The sequence below is a fragment of the Arthrobacter sp. 7Tela_A1 genome (assembly GCF_049311065.1).
Taxonomy (GTDB): domain Bacteria; phylum Actinomycetota; class Actinomycetes; order Actinomycetales; family Micrococcaceae; genus Arthrobacter_B.
The window spans coordinates 22,020-37,348 of record NZ_JAXIOO010000007.1; the positions used below are offsets into that span (position 1 = coordinate 22,020).

At 61.6% G+C, this 15,329-nt stretch carries 13 protein-coding genes; 4 read left to right on the forward strand and 9 right to left on the reverse strand.

Translation table 11 applies throughout. The features are described 5' to 3' along the window. Positions 1-41: 41 nt before the first annotated feature. The gene (locus TVB01_RS04585) at positions 42-872 is read left to right on the forward strand and encodes a hypothetical protein (protein WP_422454486.1); all 831 of its coding nucleotides are present in this window, start codon (positions 42-44) and stop codon (positions 870-872) included. 233 nt (positions 873-1,105) lie between these two features. Continuing rightward, complete coding sequence (locus TVB01_RS04590) at positions 1,106-1,330, forward strand: recombinase family protein (protein WP_422454626.1); 225 nt, start codon at positions 1,106-1,108, stop codon at positions 1,328-1,330. A gap of 333 nt (positions 1,331-1,663) precedes the next feature. Here the strand turns inward: TVB01_RS04590 and TVB01_RS04595 are convergent, their stop codons facing one another. The 5 genes from TVB01_RS04595 to TVB01_RS04615 form a co-directional block, all read right to left on the reverse strand. Further along, positions 1,664-4,633, reverse strand: a complete 2,970-nt coding sequence (locus tag TVB01_RS04595; RefSeq protein ID WP_422454487.1) for a type III restriction-modification system endonuclease — start codon at positions 4,631-4,633, stop codon at positions 1,664-1,666. 3 nt (positions 4,634-4,636) lie between these two features. Next, the gene (locus TVB01_RS04600; RefSeq protein ID WP_422454489.1) at positions 4,637-6,592 is read right to left on the reverse strand and encodes a DNA methyltransferase; all 1,956 of its coding nucleotides are present in this window, start codon (positions 6,590-6,592) and stop codon (positions 4,637-4,639) included. Positions 6,593-6,640: 48 nt separating this feature from the next. After that, positions 6,641-7,750 (reverse strand): redox-regulated ATPase YchF, encoded by a 1,110-nt coding sequence (gene ychF / locus TVB01_RS04605; protein ID WP_422454491.1) that lies wholly within the window; start codon positions 7,748-7,750, stop codon positions 6,641-6,643. A gap of 138 nt (positions 7,751-7,888) precedes the next feature. Continuing rightward, complete coding sequence (locus tag TVB01_RS04610; protein ID WP_422454493.1) at positions 7,889-8,962, reverse strand: 4-hydroxy-3-methylbut-2-enyl diphosphate reductase; 1,074 nt, start codon at positions 8,960-8,962, stop codon at positions 7,889-7,891. A gap of 58 nt (positions 8,963-9,020) precedes the next feature. Continuing rightward, positions 9,021-9,845, reverse strand: coding sequence for a hypothetical protein (locus TVB01_RS04615; protein WP_422454495.1), 825 nt, complete (start codon positions 9,843-9,845; stop codon positions 9,021-9,023). 179 nt (positions 9,846-10,024) lie between these two features. On the opposite strand from TVB01_RS04615, the gene xseA reads away from it, so the two are divergent. Next, a complete protein-coding gene (gene xseA, locus TVB01_RS04620; RefSeq protein WP_422454497.1) occupies positions 10,025-11,302 on the forward strand; it encodes an exodeoxyribonuclease VII large subunit in 1,278 nt (425 codons plus the stop codon). Between the two features lie 37 nt (positions 11,303-11,339). Next, a complete protein-coding gene (locus TVB01_RS04625) occupies positions 11,340-11,573 on the forward strand; it encodes an exodeoxyribonuclease VII small subunit (RefSeq protein ID WP_422454499.1) in 234 nt (77 codons plus the stop codon). A gap of 9 nt (positions 11,574-11,582) precedes the next feature. On the opposite strand, the gene TVB01_RS04630 is transcribed toward TVB01_RS04625, so the two are convergent. From TVB01_RS04630 to TVB01_RS04645, 4 genes are all read right to left on the reverse strand, one after another. Next, positions 11,583-12,800: a pyridoxal phosphate-dependent aminotransferase gene (locus TVB01_RS04630; RefSeq protein ID WP_227894386.1), complete on the reverse strand. Its 1,218-nt coding sequence runs from the start codon at positions 12,798-12,800 to the stop codon at positions 11,583-11,585. 120 nt (positions 12,801-12,920) lie between these two features. Beyond that, positions 12,921-13,889: an ABC transporter substrate-binding protein gene (locus tag TVB01_RS04635; protein WP_422454502.1), complete on the reverse strand. Its 969-nt coding sequence runs from the start codon at positions 13,887-13,889 to the stop codon at positions 12,921-12,923. After that, positions 13,886-14,635, reverse strand: a complete 750-nt coding sequence (locus tag TVB01_RS04640) for an ABC transporter permease (protein WP_422454504.1) — start codon at positions 14,633-14,635, stop codon at positions 13,886-13,888. Before TVB01_RS04640 ends, TVB01_RS04635 begins: the two co-directional genes overlap by 4 nt. Beyond that, a complete protein-coding gene (locus TVB01_RS04645; RefSeq protein ID WP_422454505.1) occupies positions 14,635-15,327 on the reverse strand; it encodes an ABC transporter permease in 693 nt (230 codons plus the stop codon). Before TVB01_RS04645 ends, TVB01_RS04640 begins: the two co-directional genes overlap by 1 nt. Positions 15,328-15,329 lie beyond the last annotated feature (2 nt).

Genomic DNA, 15,329 nt, shown 5'->3' on the forward strand with positions numbered 1-15,329 from the left:
TCAGTGTTGAGCCTCGCCCGTGGCTGGTTTATAGGGGGGTCATGCCTGAGGAATCGGAATACATCGATGTCGATGCTGTCGTTCGGATGCGAAAGGGCGAGCGCTTAGCTGACTCTAAGAAGACCGAAGGATGGAGCCGCGGATACACCCCTAAGTCCACGGACAAGGGACCAGAACATGTCGAAATCCGACTCAAAGCCGATGGTGCGGATGCGGAACGCGACACGGGGCCCGCTGAGCCGCAAATTGTCTTCATCAACGAATACGTCGAACCGTCCCGGAATACTCGTGAACAAGATGAGCTCGAGGAACTATTGGGACTGCTAATCCTCCTCGGTATTGTCAAGGCGACCGCGTGGGTGCAGCCGCGCCTGCTCCGCCTCTGGAACGAACGTGTCATCCCCTTCTTCACCGTGAAACGGGGACGATGGCAGGAACGTCGTGCCCTGCGTAAGGCAGGCAAACAACCCACGTCCTCTGAGTCAACCGCGGTTGTCCAAGCTATGCCGGTCGATGGGACGAGCTCAGTCAGCAACACCCTTAAGGCATACCAAATGGACATGACCAGCGTCGAAGCCCGGCGCCATTTCACCGAAGCACTCATCGCCCAGCGGTTCGCCAACGAGAAAATGCGTCTCTTGGCTAACGCTCGCATAGAAGATGGCGGCTTGTCGCCTGAGCTGGCTACTGCAGTTAGTGCGCTCGCGCCCACGCAGGTAGAGAACGCGCTCGATGCACTCTTGGCATCGACACCTACGCTTCTGCATGACCTCGAGAACTTCATAAAAACAAATCCCCACGAAGGTCAACTTCAACTCGGAGGCGCCAAATTGAAAGCGGTTTTACACCTCACCAACGGTCAACAGCGGTAGGACAGCACTAATTTCCGAAAGCTCATTGGTAGACGGCAGCAGGCAAAAGGAAATAGTTCTTTCGGGCGGGGATGACCGATACAAGTTCAATTCCCTATGGATTTTGACAGCTAGAGGACTCTCCTCGCCATACTAAATCGACTTTCGTAACTGCGTGAGTTCTTGTCTCCGGCGGCGGCATAGGCCGCTGACGGAACCCCGCTCTCGCACCGGAGGTCCATCCTCCGGCGGTCATTACGACGGTAAACGATCTCGTCCACCGCGGAGTCGAGGTCCGGTCCCTCTCAGACGGCATCGATCCCTCGACCCGTGAAGGACGGCTGATGCTCAACCTCATGGCAACCTTCGCCGAGTACGAGGCGAACTCATCCAGGAACGCGTCCAGGCCGGCGTCGATGCTGCTAAGGCCGAGGCATCAAATTCCCGTCCGGCACCGGAAGCCGAAAAGGTTGCGCTGACCCTCCGGACGGTGAAGCACCTCATCGACGTCGAGGGGCTCGGAGTCATGGATGCTGCAAGGACAGTCGGTTGGTCCAGGGCAACCTACTACCGTCACCGTTCGGCAGCCGGAGTCTCATAAACCCCATCCTGTGTGGGTAACTTTTGCGACAGACCTGTTCACCGGCGTTCTGTCGGTGAACAGGTCTCGTCTCATTAGGAGATGTTCGTGGGATGCCTTATCTGACCTGCCTAGCCACTGGTTGGACCCCCAGATAGAAGTCCATATCGAAGCAGATGACTGTGTCAATGTTTTTGCAGCGTCTGGGACAGCAAGCCTTAACCCGAACGCCTCAGGCCTTCAGCAATTGCTTGATCATCGTGACCATGTCATCGCGCTTGACCTGGGGCTTGAATGCCACCTCGAATTTCTCGGAGCTCATCGACTCGAAGAACCGCTTCGCTGCTTGCATCCGTAGCTGCTCACTCTCACGCATATCGGAGTGCTTTTCGACATCCTTCGTTTCGACGACGAAGTTGAGAGACAGCCTTCCGTCGTCGCGCTTGAGCACGTACATAAAGTCAGGGCTTGTCGTGCCACCAAAGTAGAGCGGAACCATGATCGACCTCCGTGGGATCTTCCCGTAGACCACGACCTCGTCGAGTTTGGAGTCTCGGATCGTGTCCCGCTCCTTCGGGGAGTCGTACACGAAGGCATCGTAGAGGAACTTATCCGGCACCTTCTCTCCTTCGTCACGGAGCACGCCAATGTTGCCCTGGATGATGCTCTCGAGAGGCGCCCCATCTGCATCAGTAAGCGCAGTGCCGCCGACGAGACCGTCGATCCGCGAGTACGAGAAGCGCTCGAGGAACTCCTTCTGCATCCACTCAGTGAACTGCATGACGAACTCACCGAGCGTCGCCTTGTTGAAGAAGTCGCTCGGAAGTGCCGTCTTCGCGTTCCGACGTACGAGCCCGGCATGGACCCGGTCTATCGGCAGGTACGTCTGAGCGAAAGCGAGCTTGAGCCACTCCCCGTAGGGAATCGTCTCGGTGGCATCGAAGATTCTCTTGGTCTCAGATTGAATCTTCAGCCCTGCTTCGGCGTCCTTGACGATCGTGTCCTGCGTGAACCGTCCCACGACAGGGCGGTAGATCTCCAGATCGAGGACTGCGTCGATACACGCGTCGATCTCGTCCAGCGACAGGTCTTCTAGCCGGAGGTAGTACTTAGCGTTGACCGCTTCCCATAGCTCCTTGAGCTCGCTGTACCGCTCTGGACGAATGCCGACCTTGGTCGACTCTCCATCTTTGCGAATCTTGTCCGGCTTGAGTCCGGTCTTGTTGAACGCGGGGTAGGCCTCGTAGAGATCGTTCTCGCGTCCCGCGACGACGTTTTTGTCCGAATCGACGAGCCCTTTGGTGAGGAGCTCGATGAAGAGTTTGGTCTCATCGATGCCGAGCTCTGCAGCGACCTTGGGCAGCATCTGCCTGACCGTGGCTTGGCCGACGGCCGCGTCGGCGTTGATCTCGGACACCAGCGAGTCAGCAAACTCTTGCTCGGTGTAATCGATGAGGTATGTCAGGTAGAACTGCTCACCGGATAGGCGTGTGCCCTTGACATCGACCGGCAGGCGGAGACCGCGGCCGACCTCCTGGAGCTTGGAGATCTCGGATCCGGAGGAGCGCAGCTTCACGATCTGGAAGACGTTGGGGTTGTCCCAGCCCTCTCGCAGGGTCCACTTAGAGAACAGGAACCGCCGCGTGTTCGGTGCACCGTCCGCGTCGTTGAACGAAAGAAGCGACTCCTTGTTGCGAAGGATGTCGTCAACCTCGGCCTTGATCGCCTCGTCGGCAGTCGAGTTGTCGGCAGCGAAGTAGCCACCATTCGTCGCAGGCACATCTGCGAGCGATGCCTTTAAGTAGGCAACATACTCCTGTGCAGCCGGTGAGGTATCACCCTGGCGGTTCTCGATCTCGGCCTTCAACTTCGCGGTGAGCAGTTCTTCGAAGCGCAGCCGAAGGTGCCCACTGGTTCCGTCGCCGCGGTACGATGCGACCGAGTCGATGAAGAACAGCGTCAGTGTCTTCACCTTGATCGCGCGGCGGAAGTTCTCCCACTCTGCTTCGAAGTGGTTCTCAATCGCCTGCTGCATCATCAGGCTCTGGTACGTGTGTGAGTAGACCCGGGCAGCGAGGGTATCGCCGATCGCGAGCACCTGACCGTTCGACAGCGTCACACCCGACTTTATGGCGGGATGCTCGGACTTTCCGATCGATTCGACGGTGATCCCGCTGAAGGCCTTGTCCGCGGTGTTGAGCGATTCGCCGAGATCAAATGTCAGTGGTTTGCCTGTGCCCAGGTTCAGGAAGGTTGCCTTCTTGGGTTTCCTTGCGGACAGGCTGGTCAACCTCAGACGGGTCGTCTCGTCAGTCGAATCCTGCGGATACTGGATCGCGACGCCTTTGACCAATTGTTCGTTAAACGCCTCGACTGGGCCGAGGTTGAACACGAGATTGTTGTAATCGGTCGTGCCGTTCCTGTCGAGCTTCGGGAAGGTCGCACCGAAGCGGAAGATCGCCAGCGGCTGGATCTCATCTAGGACCGCTTGGTAGGCCTTGTTCTCGCGACGGAAGCGGTGGGGCTCATCTATGAGCACGATGGGTCGTGTTTGCCGGAGAGCTTCATATGGAACGCTCGCTGTACCGAGCACTGTCTGATCATAGTCGGCCGCCATCGTCGCCTTTGACAGCAGCATGCCATCGGTCAAGAGGAGCGCGGAAATACGCCCTTGTGCCAACCGCGAACGAAGGGCGAAGTCCGCGATGGCACTCGGGAACATCCTCCGGCCTTTAGAGCGTCTCTGGGGGTCGAGGACGTCTAATTTGAGATTCAGCCCCCGGCCATACTGATCAGCAAAGTACTTGCGAGCATAGTCGGACTCGACGAAAGCCTTGGTGCCCTCCTTAATCGGGGTGGACGGCACCAGAACGATGAATTTCGTGAACCCGTACTTGCGGTTTAGTTCGTACATGAGTTGCGTGTAAACGAGTGTCTTACCCGTGCCAGTTTCCATCTTCGCGTCGATGCCGAGCACGCCATCATCTTTGCGTCCCCGCCACGGACGTGGGATCGCAGCGATGCCGTCGAGCACGCCCGACTGGATATCAGCGATGTTCTGCGTAATCTGCGGGTCGGCCGGATCGAATGAAATGTTTGCCTCTGGAGGCGTGCTGGTGTCGAAATCTACCCCGTCAAAGACGTGGGTCAGCGCCTTCAGGGCGCGCTGTTGGTGCTCGAGAGTCTGCAGGCGGATCCGCATCGATCAGAATCTCTCGAGCACGGTAACGGTTCGACCCGACTTGAGCGATGCCAAATTCTTTTTCAGCTCATGCATTACCGAGAAGGTTACAGAGTAACCGAAGACAACCAGACGGCTCAGATCCAGTTCGTCCTTCTCCAGTTTGGACACTAGTTCGAGAACATCTTCCGTCGTCAAGCCTGCCTGGACGATGTACCCCGAACCGCTGCAGACGCGGAGTCCGTATTCCTTAAGCTGGATGGTGTGCACCTCGGAAGTCAGACCAAACCCGTCTTGGAGTAGCCATGTAGTCAGGGCCACATCGTCTCCGGGCGTGTTATCGAAGGCAAACTTGGACACAAAGTCACCGCTGAACAGGGCGTTGTTCATGCTCGGATCGAACGTCTGCAGCTCGTCCAACGTCTTTTGACTCGGCTCTGCAAGACGGAACAGACGGAAACCATAATCGATGTCCGCTTTGGACTCATTGCGGATTTTCTCAGCGGCGAGCTTGATGCGCTGTCGTCCCATTTGGTCAATGGAACTGAAGCCGGCCTTACCTGCTGCCGAGTTAGGGGCAATCTTTTCGGGCCATTGGACCGAAATATGGCGGCGTGAACCGCTGTCCTCCGCGTTCAACTGCAACACAGCGTGTGCCGTGGTGGCAGAACCTGAAAAGAAGTCGAGGATCGTTCCGTCCTTGGGAGCGAAGGAAACGAGATATTTTATCAGGGGCACAGGCTTCGGGTAAGGGAAGGCGATTCCCATATCAGCAAGAGCATTGCCGGCTGTCTCTACAGTTCCGAGATTCATGAGCACAGTCAGAATGTGGTGCTGGTCAGAACGCCGAATTTTAACGTTGTCGATGGCTCCGGTGTGCGTTAGTTCAAATGTAGTGCTCTGTCCCTTGGAGTCTACGACCGGGGCGTATTCGCCAGCGATGAAGGAACGCAGGAGGCTTCCATTTGCCCATCCCGTTCGTGCGGTCACCCGATTAACGAGCCTGCCGCCCGAAATCACGAGATCCGCATCATAATTTGGAAATTGGTCACTTCTGGCAGGAATGAGACCTTCGTCAAACCCCGCTGGGAATCCAGGTTGAAGTACGATCTCGGAGACAGGATTCTTGGGGCCGTTCTTGACAACGGAGTTCCGGATCTCCCCTGTGAAGAGCTTGCTGTGCTCAGGCAGATTAAGATCTTTCACACCAGCGATGTACATGCTTTGTACGTTCTTCGCGTACATGTGCACGTACTCGTGGTTGGTTTTGACGAGGGCTTGGTTATCTAGGTTGCCGTCCGTCCGCCAAGCGAAGCTGGCCACGAAGTTCTGCTCACCGAAGACCTCATCACAGAGTGCTTTGAGGTTCGCCTGCTCATTGTCGTCGATGCTGATGAAGATGAGGCCTTCATCCGCTAATAAGTCCTTGGCGAGTTCAAGCCGCGGGTACATGAAAGTAAGCCAGGCCGAATGTGAGGACTTACCCCGCAGTGCAATAATCCGTTGGGCTTCGTCCTCCCCAAGACCGACTTTTTCGACCAGTTGCGCCGCGGTGAATCCAAAGTCGTCGTTGTATACGAAGCCGTCAGACCCTGTGTTGTACGGCGGGTCGATGTAAATGCACTGTACCTTCTCGTGATAAGAGCCGAGGAGGTGCTTCAGTGCGTCGAGGTTGTCTCCGACAATGTAGAGGTTCTCAGAATCTGTATTCACTTCCTCGGCGTTGTGTTTCAGGTCCGGGACCACGACGGTCTCGGCTTTCGTCGAGGTCAGGTATTTAGCATACGACTTGCCAAGGAATTTGAGCTCGTAACCCTCCCGCGTCAGACTCACGTCGCCGGACCGGAGAGCCTCTTGGAGACGATCGAGCATGAACCCGCCATCCTTGTCGAAGTACTCCGGCAGAGCCGCGCGCAGGCGTGCGACTTCGAAGTCGTTTGGACCAACAGCTTCGTTGGTCTCATGAGCATCCCTGATCATTAGTTGTTGCCTATCGAATCGGAAGGTGCGACGGAATGCGCCGCGGAACTACTTCTTGCCCTGCGCGGCAGACGTTATTCCGTGACGGAACTCCACCACATCGCCGTCGGCCATAACGTAGTCCTTGCCTTCAATCCGGACCTTGCCATGCGCCTTGGCCTCAGCCATGGAACCGGCTTCGACCAGGTCGTCGAAGGAGACAACTTCGGCCTTGATGAAGCCGCGCTGGAAGTCGGTGTGGATGACGCCGGCAGCCTGGGGCGCGGTGTCGCCCTTGCGGATGGTCCAGGCGCGGGTTTCCTTGGGACCGGCAGTGAGGTAGGTCTGCAGGCCCAGGGTGTGGAAGCCAACGCGGGCCAGCTTGTCCAGGCCGGACTCTTCCTGGCCGCTCATCTCCAGCATCTCGCGGGCTTCTTCCTCGTCCAGCTCCACCAGGTCGGCTTCGAGCTTGGCATCCAGGAAGATGGCATCGGCGGGAGCCACGAGTTCACGCAGCTCAGCCTGGCGGTCCGGGTTGCCCAGGACGGCGTCGTCAACATTGAAGACGTAGATGAAGGGCTTGGCAGTGAGCAAGCTCAGTTCACGCAGGTGCTCCATGTCCAGCTTGTCGCTGGCGATGGAGGAGAAGATCGTATCTCCGCGTTCCAGCACAGCCTGGGCGGCCTGCATGGCAGCCAGCTGCGCGGCGTCGCGCTTCTTGATCTTCACTTCCTTCTCCACGCGCGGAATGGCCTTCTCCAGGGTCTGGAGGTCCGCGAGGATCAGTTCGGTGTTAATGGTCTCCATGTCCGAGCGCGGATCAACCTTGCCGTCCACGTGGACCACATCGGGATCATCGAACACGCGGATAACCTGGGCAATGGCCTCGGCTTCGCGGATGTTGGCGAGGAACTGGTTGCCCAGGCCTTCGCCCTCGGACGCGCCCTTCACAATGCCTGCAATGTCCACGAAGGACACGGTTGCGGGCAGGATGCGGGCCGAACCGAAGATCTCGGCGAGCTTTGCCAGGCGCGGATCCGGAAGGGATACGACGCCGACATTCGGCTCGATCGTGGCGAACGGATAGTTCGCCGCCAGCACGTTGTTGCGGGTCAGCGCATTGAACAGGGTTGATTTGCCGACGTTGGGCAGGCCGACGATGCCAATAGTAAGAGCCACGTTAGTAAATGTTACCGGGGCAGGCCGTCAGAGCCGAACCGGGCCATTCCGGCGCCTCCGCCGCATCGAAATGGCAGAAACTGCACGTTTCAGCTCTGATACGTGCAGTTTCTGCTATCTGGAAGGAGGCGGGCGAAGCTAGGAGCGGCGGCCGCCCAGGCCGCGGGAGGAATCTCCCATGGCCTTGAGCGTGGCGCGGATTTCCTTCGGGAGGGAGAAGATGATGTCCTCTTCCGCCGTGACGACTTCCTCCACGTCGCCGTAGCCGTACTGGGCCAGCAGGTTCAGCACATCCTGGACCAGGTTCTCCGGAACCGAGGCACCGGAGGTCACGCCAACGGTGGAGACACCTTCGAACCAGGACTCGTCCACCTCATTGGCGAAGTCCACCCGGTAGGAGGCCTTGGCGCCGTATTCAAGAGCAACCTCTACGAGGCGCACCGAGTTAGAGGAGTTGGCCGAACCAACCACAATCACCAGGTCCGCCTCCGGGGCAATCTTCTTGATCGCAGCCTGGCGGTTGGACGTGGCGTAGCAAATGTCGTCGCTGGGCGGATCCTGCAGGTTCGGGAACTTCTCCCGCAGCAGCTTCACCGTGGTCATGGTCTCGTCAACGGACAGGGTGGTCTGGGAAAGCCAGATGAGCTTGTCCGGATCCCGGACCTGAATCTTGTCCACGTCTTCGGGCCCGTTCACGATCTGCATGTGCTCGGGCGCCTCGCCGTAGGTGCCTTCGACTTCCTCATGCCCCTCGTGTCCGATGAGCAGGATGTCGAAATCGTCCCGGGCAAAGCGCACGGCTTCGCGGTGGACCTTGGTGACCAGCGGGCACGTGGCGTCGATAGTGCGCAGGCCGCGGTCCTCGGCGGACTGCACGACGGCGGGAGAAACTCCGTGGGCGGAGAAGATCAGCAGCGAGCCTTCCGGTACCTCATCCGTCTCGTCAACGAAGATGGCGCCGCGCTCTTCCAGCGTGCTGACGACGTGCAGGTTGTGCACGATCTGCTTGCGGACGTAAACAGGCGGGCCGTAGTGCTCCAGTGCCTTTTCGACGGCGATCACCGCACGGTCGACGCCGGCGCAGTAGCCGCGCGGGGCGGCAAGCAGGACCCGGCGCGCCCCGGACACCGGCGCAGCGGCAGCGACCTCTTCAGGGCTGCGGCGGCGGCGTGGCACGGTGGGCATCGGCACGGAAACGGCTGTGCTGGTCATGTCTCCATGCTAGCCGGTGCCTCCCCTGCCCATTCGCGGGCGGCTGGGCTGTCCGCTGTCAGCGCACCTGCCGCCGGCTTCCGGCGACCAGCCGGAAGATCAGTCCGACGACGGCGAGCGCCGCGGCACCCAGCATCAGCGGTATGAGCCAGCCCTGGAAGTTTTCGGCAGCCCGCGGAGCCAGCGCCGAGAGAAAGGTGGAAGCAATGGGGTTGGCTGGGAGGCGGCCTTCGACGAGTCCGGGCAGCGCGCCTGCCGCCAGCCAGAGCACGCCGCCCACGGCGAGTGCGCCGAGACCGGCCAGTGCCAGGGTGGTCGACCGGCGCCTGGCCGCCAGCAGGCCGAGCAGCAGGGCCAGAGCAGCAGCGGCAGTGAACAGCGGCCAGGACTCGGCAAACCCGGTCAGGTTGGCCAGTTCGGCGCTGCGGTCGGTGTTGGACACCACAATGGGGCGGGGACCGGCGTCGGGCGCTTCCGTTCCCATTTCCCCGGCGATACCCGCGGTGGCGAGGTTTAGCAGCGGACCGATGTCGAGGGTGGGGACGCCGGTGTTGAACGTCTCGGCGTGTGAGTTTTCCAGGGTCGCGGTCCAGGCTCCGGGATAGCCCGGGTCCTGCTGGATGCCGGAAACGATGCGCTCCACAATGGGCTCCACGAAGGACGCGATCGCCTCGGGCAGTCCGTCCGTGGCGGCTTGGCCGGCCTGGTCGGCAACCGCGGCAGACAGCTCAGCCTGGAACGCCTGGTCCTCTCCCAGGGGCTGGGCCAGGGAAGCGAATCCCGGGCCTGAGACCACATGCTGCGCGAGCCAGGCCCCGCATGCTGCTGTCCCGGCCAGCAGCACTGCCGCCACGACCAGGAGTGCCGAAGCAAAACTACGCATTCTTCCCCGCTTTTCTTCCACCATCAGCCGTTTGCCGGCCTTCCCTAAAGTACCGGCAGAAGGCTTGCCGGTGCCCGAGTGCCGGGTCCGCGGCCAGCCGTGTCCCCGGCACCTGATAGACATTAACCCAGGGACGGTTCCGCCTCGGCACCTCCCCACTAGATGACCAGGAGCTCGAATTGCAGGATGAGACAGGCCCCCAGGACCCTGGCGCTGCCGATGCGGGGACCGCGCTGGCACCCACCGCTGCCCTCACGTCGCCGGAGAACCCGTGGCCCCTGGCCCTGCTGTCGAAGAACCTGAAGGCCTACATCGACCGGGCCCCCGCCGCGTGGGTCGAGGGCCAGGTCATCGAACTGAACCGGCGCGCGAACGCCTCCTACATCACGCTTCGCGACGTCGATGCCGAGGTCTCACTCTCGCTGACAGTGTGGGGAACGGTCATGAACCGGCTGGAGCTCCCCCTCGAACGGGGCGCCCGCGTCGTGGCGCACATCAAACCGGATTTTTGGATGAAGACCGGCCGCCTGTCCATGCAGACCCGGGATATCCGTCCCGTCGGCCTCGGCGACCTGCTGGCCCGCATCGAACGGCTGCGGCAAGCCCTGGCGGTTGAAGGGCTCTTCGCTGCCTCCCGCAAGAAGCGCCTGCCGCTGCTGCCGGGCCGGATTGGCCTGATCACCGGCCGAAACTCAGATGCCATGAAAGACGTCATGCGCAATGCCGCCCTCCGCTGGCCTGCCGTTGAATTCGAGGTGCGGGAAGTGGCAGTCCAGGGTGTGAACGCCGTCGCGGAGGTCAGCCGTGCCCTCGCCGCGCTCGATGCCATGCCCGAAGTGGACGTCATCGTCATCGCCCGCGGCGGCGGTTCCCTGGAGGACCTGCTGCCGTTCAGCCATGAGGACCTGGTCCGGGCGGTTGCCGCGGCGCAGACTCCGGTGGTCAGCGCCATCGGCCATGAAGCCGACCGGCCACTGCTGGACGAAGTCGCGGACCTGCGGGCCTCCACGCCCACGGACGCCGCCAAACGGATCGTGCCCGATGTCGGCGAGGAACTCGCCCGGATTGGAACAGCCCGTTCGCAGCTGCGGCGGATCATGGAGCTGACGCTCAGCCGCGAGGCAGACCGGCTCATGCACATCCGCACCCGGCCGGTGCTTTCCGCTCCGCAGACCATGCTGGCTACCCGCGCCGACGACGTTTCACGGCTCCGCGACCGGGCCTTCTCCGCGATGCGTGCCGAGGTACGGCGCGACGCCGACCGGATCAGTTACCTGCGGGCGCAGGTCCTCTCCCTCTCACCGCAGAAAACGCTGGACCGCGGCTACGCCGTCGTCCAGCTTGCTGACGGTTCCGTTGTCCGGGAGGCTGCCGCCGTGGAGCCGGAGTCCGCCCTCCGGATCCGGGTGGCCTCCGGTGAGCTGGGAGCCGTAACCACCGGGCCGCACCACCCCTGAGATTCCCCGAACCACGATGAGCCACCAGGAGAAACCCATGAACGAACCAGCAGCACTTCCCGCCGATATCGAGGCCATGAGCTACGAGCAGGCACGTGACGAACTCGTCGGCGTGGTGACCCGGCTGGAGGCAGGCGGGGCGAGCCTCGAAGAGTCCCTCGCGCTGTGGGAGCGCGGCGAGGCGCTGGCCACCCGGTGCGAGTCCTGGCTTGAAGGCGCGCGTCAGCGGCTGGACGCGGCCCGCGCCGCCCGCGAGGGTTCCGCCGAGTAAAGCAGGCACCTACGGTTTGTAGGTGCTCAGGAATTCTGCCAGCCGCGACACCGCATCCTCGATGTCTTCCAGGGCCGGCAGCGTCACCATGCGGAAGTGGTCTGGACGGATCCAGTTGAATGCTGTTCCGTGCGAAACCAGGATTTTCTGCTGTTTGAGCAGGTCCAGGGCGAATGACTCATCCGACGTGATGGGATACGCTTCAGGGTCCAGTTTCGGGAAAAGGTAGAGCGCGCCTTCGGCGTTCTCGACGCTGACGCCGGGAATGTCGTTCAGCATCTTGAAGGCCAGGTCGCGCTGCGCTTTGAGCCGCCCGCCGGGCAGGATCAGGTCGTTGATGCTCTGGTAGCCGCCCAGCGCTGTCTGGATCGCATGCTGGGCCGGAACGTTGGCGCACAGGCGCATGTTCGCCAGCAGGTTGATGCCCTCGATGTAGTCGGCGGCCGCCCGCTTGGGGCCGGAGATGGTCATCCAGCCGCTGCGGAAGCCCGCGATCCGGTACGCCTTGGACAGTCCGCTGAAGGTCAGGCAGAGGACGTCGTCGCCCGTAATGGACGCCGCGTTCACATGGACGGCGCCGTCGTAGAGGATCTTCTCGTAGATCTCGTCGGCGAAAATGATCAGTCCGTGCTTGCGGGCCAGGTCCACGATCTGCCGGAGGACGTACTCCGGGTACACGGCGCCGGTGGGGTTGTTGGGATTGATGAGCACAATGCCCTTGGTCCGGGGAGTGATCCGGGCTTCCATGTCCTCAACGTCCGGCCACCAGTGGTTGTCCTCGTCACAGAGGTAGTGCACAGCTGTGCCTCCGGCCAGCGACACTGAGGCCGTCCACAGCGGATAGTCGGGGGTGGGCACCAGGATCTCGTCACCGTTGTCCAGGAGGGCCTGGAGGGACATCGTGATCAGTTCGCTGACCCCGTTGCCGAGGTACACGTCGTCGACGTCGATGTTGTGGATGCCTTGGCTTTGGTAGTACTGCACCACAGCCGTGCGGGCAGAGAAGATGCCGCGCGAGTCGCTGTACCCCTGGGCCGTGGGCAGGTGCCGGATCATGTCCACGAGGATGGCCTCGGGTGCCTCGAACCCGAAGGGCGCGGGATTGCCGATATTCAGCTTGAGGATGCGCTGGCCTGCGGCTTCCATCCGCTGGGCATGCTCAAGCAGCGGTCCACGAATGTCATAGAGGACGTTGTGGAGCTTCTGCGACTGGGTGAATTCGACCATCTACTCAGAATGCCATACGAGCTTCCCCGCCTCCTCAACGACGCCGCGAGATGGCAGAAACTGCCCGTTTCGCGCTTGAAACGGGCAGTTTCTGCCATCTCGGTGAGGAGGGAGGGAAGGTTAGGCCAGGCCCTTTTCCTTCAGCCAGGCCTCGGCTGCGTCCTTGGGGTCCTGCTTCTGGTCACCGGAGACGGCCTGGTTCAGCTTGATGAGGTCCTCTGTGGTCAGGACGGCGGAGACGTTGTTCAAGATGTCCTGGGCTTCCTGATTAACCGCGTCCTGGTTCACCAGCGGGACAACCTGCTGGGCAATGAAGTTGTTCTCCGGGTCTTCCAGCACCACCAGGCTGTTCTCCTCGATGGACGGGGTGGTGGTGTAGATATCCGCAGCCTGGACCTTATCGGTCAGCAGGGCCTGCAGGGTGGCTTCGCCGCCGCCGTCGTTGATGGCTTCAAACCCCCCTGGCACGCAGTTGTACTTCTCGGCCAGTCCCGGCAGTCCGTAGGCCCGCTCCTGGAAGGTGGTCGGTGCTGCGATGGTGATCTCGCCGCAGACCTCGGCCAGGTCCTCGAGCGAGGTGAGGTCATACTTCTCCGCGGTCGCCTGCGTCACCACCAGTGCGTCCTTGCTCTCGGCGTCGGCCGGCTCAAGCACGGCGAGGTTCACGTCCGGGGACTCTTCCTCCAGCGCTGCGGGCAGTGCATCCATGATTTCCTGTGCCGACTGTGCGGTCGCTTCGGTGTCGGCAAAAAGGAGCAGGTTGCCGCTGTAGTCCGGAATGATCTGGACCGAGCCGTCCTCCAGCGCACGATAGTAGATCTCCCGGGAGCCGATGCCCGGCTTTGTTTCGGCCTGGATTCCCTCTGCCCGAAGGGCACCGGCGTAGATCTCCGCGATGATCTGGGATTCGGGGAAGTCAGCAGATCCGATGACCAGGGTCGCGGAATCCTCCACTCCGGTCGGAGCGGTGCTGGGCTCCTGGCTCTGCGGGTCCGAGTTCGCTCCGCAGGATGCCAGCACCAGGGCAGCTGCCAGCCCGGCCGCGCCGGTCAGCAGGGTCTTGGCCCGGAGTCGGGTGTTTGTGCTCATGATGATGTTCCTCCTTGGAGACCGGCGGGCTGTGCCTGCCGGCGTTGGGTGAGCGGTTTCCGGGTGCTGCGGAAGCGCAGGCCCGGGGAGAGTACGAGGCGCTGGACGGCAGCCAGCACCAGATCGACGGCTAGGGCCAGAAGCGCAATGAGCAGTGCCCCGCCGAAAAGCCTTCCGTTGTCCCTCAGCTGGGTCCCCTCGATGAGATAGGTGCCCAACCCGCCGAGGGAGATAAACGCGACAACCGAGACCGTGGCCAGTACCTGCAGGACAGCCCCGCGGAAGCCGCCGAACACCACTTTCAGGCCGTTCGGCAGTTCGACCCGGAAGAGGATCTGAAACTCGTTCATGCCCATCGCGCGGGCCGCGTCAACCACGGTGCGGTCCACCGAGGAGATCCCGGCATAGACACCGGCCAGCAGCGGAGGAATGGCCAGCAGCACCAGCGCCCAAATGGGCGGCATGAGGCCAATGCCGGCGAGCAGGACGAAGAGGAACACCAGCCCAAGGGTCGGCAGCGCACGCAGGATGCCGGTGCCGGAGACCACGACGACGCGTCCCCGGCCGGTGTGCCCAATGTAGAGCCCGAGGGGCACGGCAATCAGGACGGCGATGCCGACGGCGAGCGCCGTGTAGCCAAGGTGCTCCAGGATCCGTGTCGGGATGCCGCTGCTGGAGGTCCAGTTAGCCGGGGCCGTGAGCCATTCGTACATCTGGACGAGCACGTTGTCGCTTGAGTAATCCATCAGGACGCCGCCGTCCGGGCTTCAACGGCGGCGACCGGAAGTCGGGGTGCACTGTTTCGGGCCGCGCGGGTCCACGGGGTCAGCAGACGCTGGGCAAGGACCAGGACCAGGTCCAGGACAAGTGCCAGCAGGAGGATCAGTGCAATGCCGATGACGATTTCGGTAGGGAAATTCCGGTACAGACCGTCCATGAACAACCGTCCAAGGCTGTCGATGCCCAGCAGTGCGCCGACGCTGACCAGGGACATGTTGGAGACGGAGATGACCCGCAGTCCCGCGAAAAGCACCGGCACGGCCAACGGAAGGTCGACGGCGAAAAACCTCCGCAGCGGGCGGTACCCCATGGCGGTTGCTGCCTGCCGCACGTCGTCGTCCACCGAGTTCAGCGCATCAACGGTGGAGCGCACCAGCAGGGCCACTGCGTACAGGGTCAACGCGACTACCACGTTGGTAATGTCCAGCACCCGGGTTCCCAGCAGCACCGGCAGCAGCACGAAGAGCGCCAGGGACGGGATGGTGTACAGGATCGCCGAAGAGCCAAGGATGAAGCCGCCGAGTCCGCGGTGCAGCCGGACAGCCTGCGCCAGCGGAACGGCGATGAGCACACCCAGCACCAGCGGGACGACAGCTTGGAAAAGGTGCAGGGCCGTGAGCCGTCCAATCAGTTCCGTGTTGGCAAAAAACCAATCCATGC

Coding starts and splice junctions, on each gene's coding strand:
- TVB01_RS04585 (WP_422454486.1), top strand. CDS start 42: ATGCCTGAGGAATCGGAATACATCGATGTCGATGCTGTCGTTCGGATG.
- TVB01_RS04595 (WP_422454487.1), bottom strand. CDS start 4,633: ATGCGGATCCGCCTGCAGACTCTCGAGCACCAACAGCGCGCCCTGAAG.
- TVB01_RS04600 (WP_422454489.1), bottom strand. CDS start 6,592: ATGATCAGGGATGCTCATGAGACCAACGAAGCTGTTGGTCCAAACGAC.
- TVB01_RS04610 (WP_422454493.1), bottom strand. CDS start 8,962: ATGACCAGCACAGCCGTTTCCGTGCCGATGCCCACCGTGCCACGCCGC.
- TVB01_RS04615 (WP_422454495.1), bottom strand. CDS start 9,845: ATGCGTAGTTTTGCTTCGGCACTCCTGGTCGTGGCGGCAGTGCTGCTG.
- TVB01_RS04625 (WP_422454499.1), top strand. CDS start 11,340: ATGAACGAACCAGCAGCACTTCCCGCCGATATCGAGGCCATGAGCTAC.
- TVB01_RS04630 (WP_227894386.1), bottom strand. CDS start 12,800: ATGGTCGAATTCACCCAGTCGCAGAAGCTCCACAACGTCCTCTATGAC.
- TVB01_RS04635 (WP_422454502.1), bottom strand. CDS start 13,889: ATGAGCACAAACACCCGACTCCGGGCCAAGACCCTGCTGACCGGCGCG.
- TVB01_RS04640 (WP_422454504.1), bottom strand. CDS start 14,635: ATGGATTACTCAAGCGACAACGTGCTCGTCCAGATGTACGAATGGCTC.
- TVB01_RS04645 (WP_422454505.1), bottom strand. CDS start 15,327: ATGGATTGGTTTTTTGCCAACACGGAACTGATTGGACGGCTCACGGCC.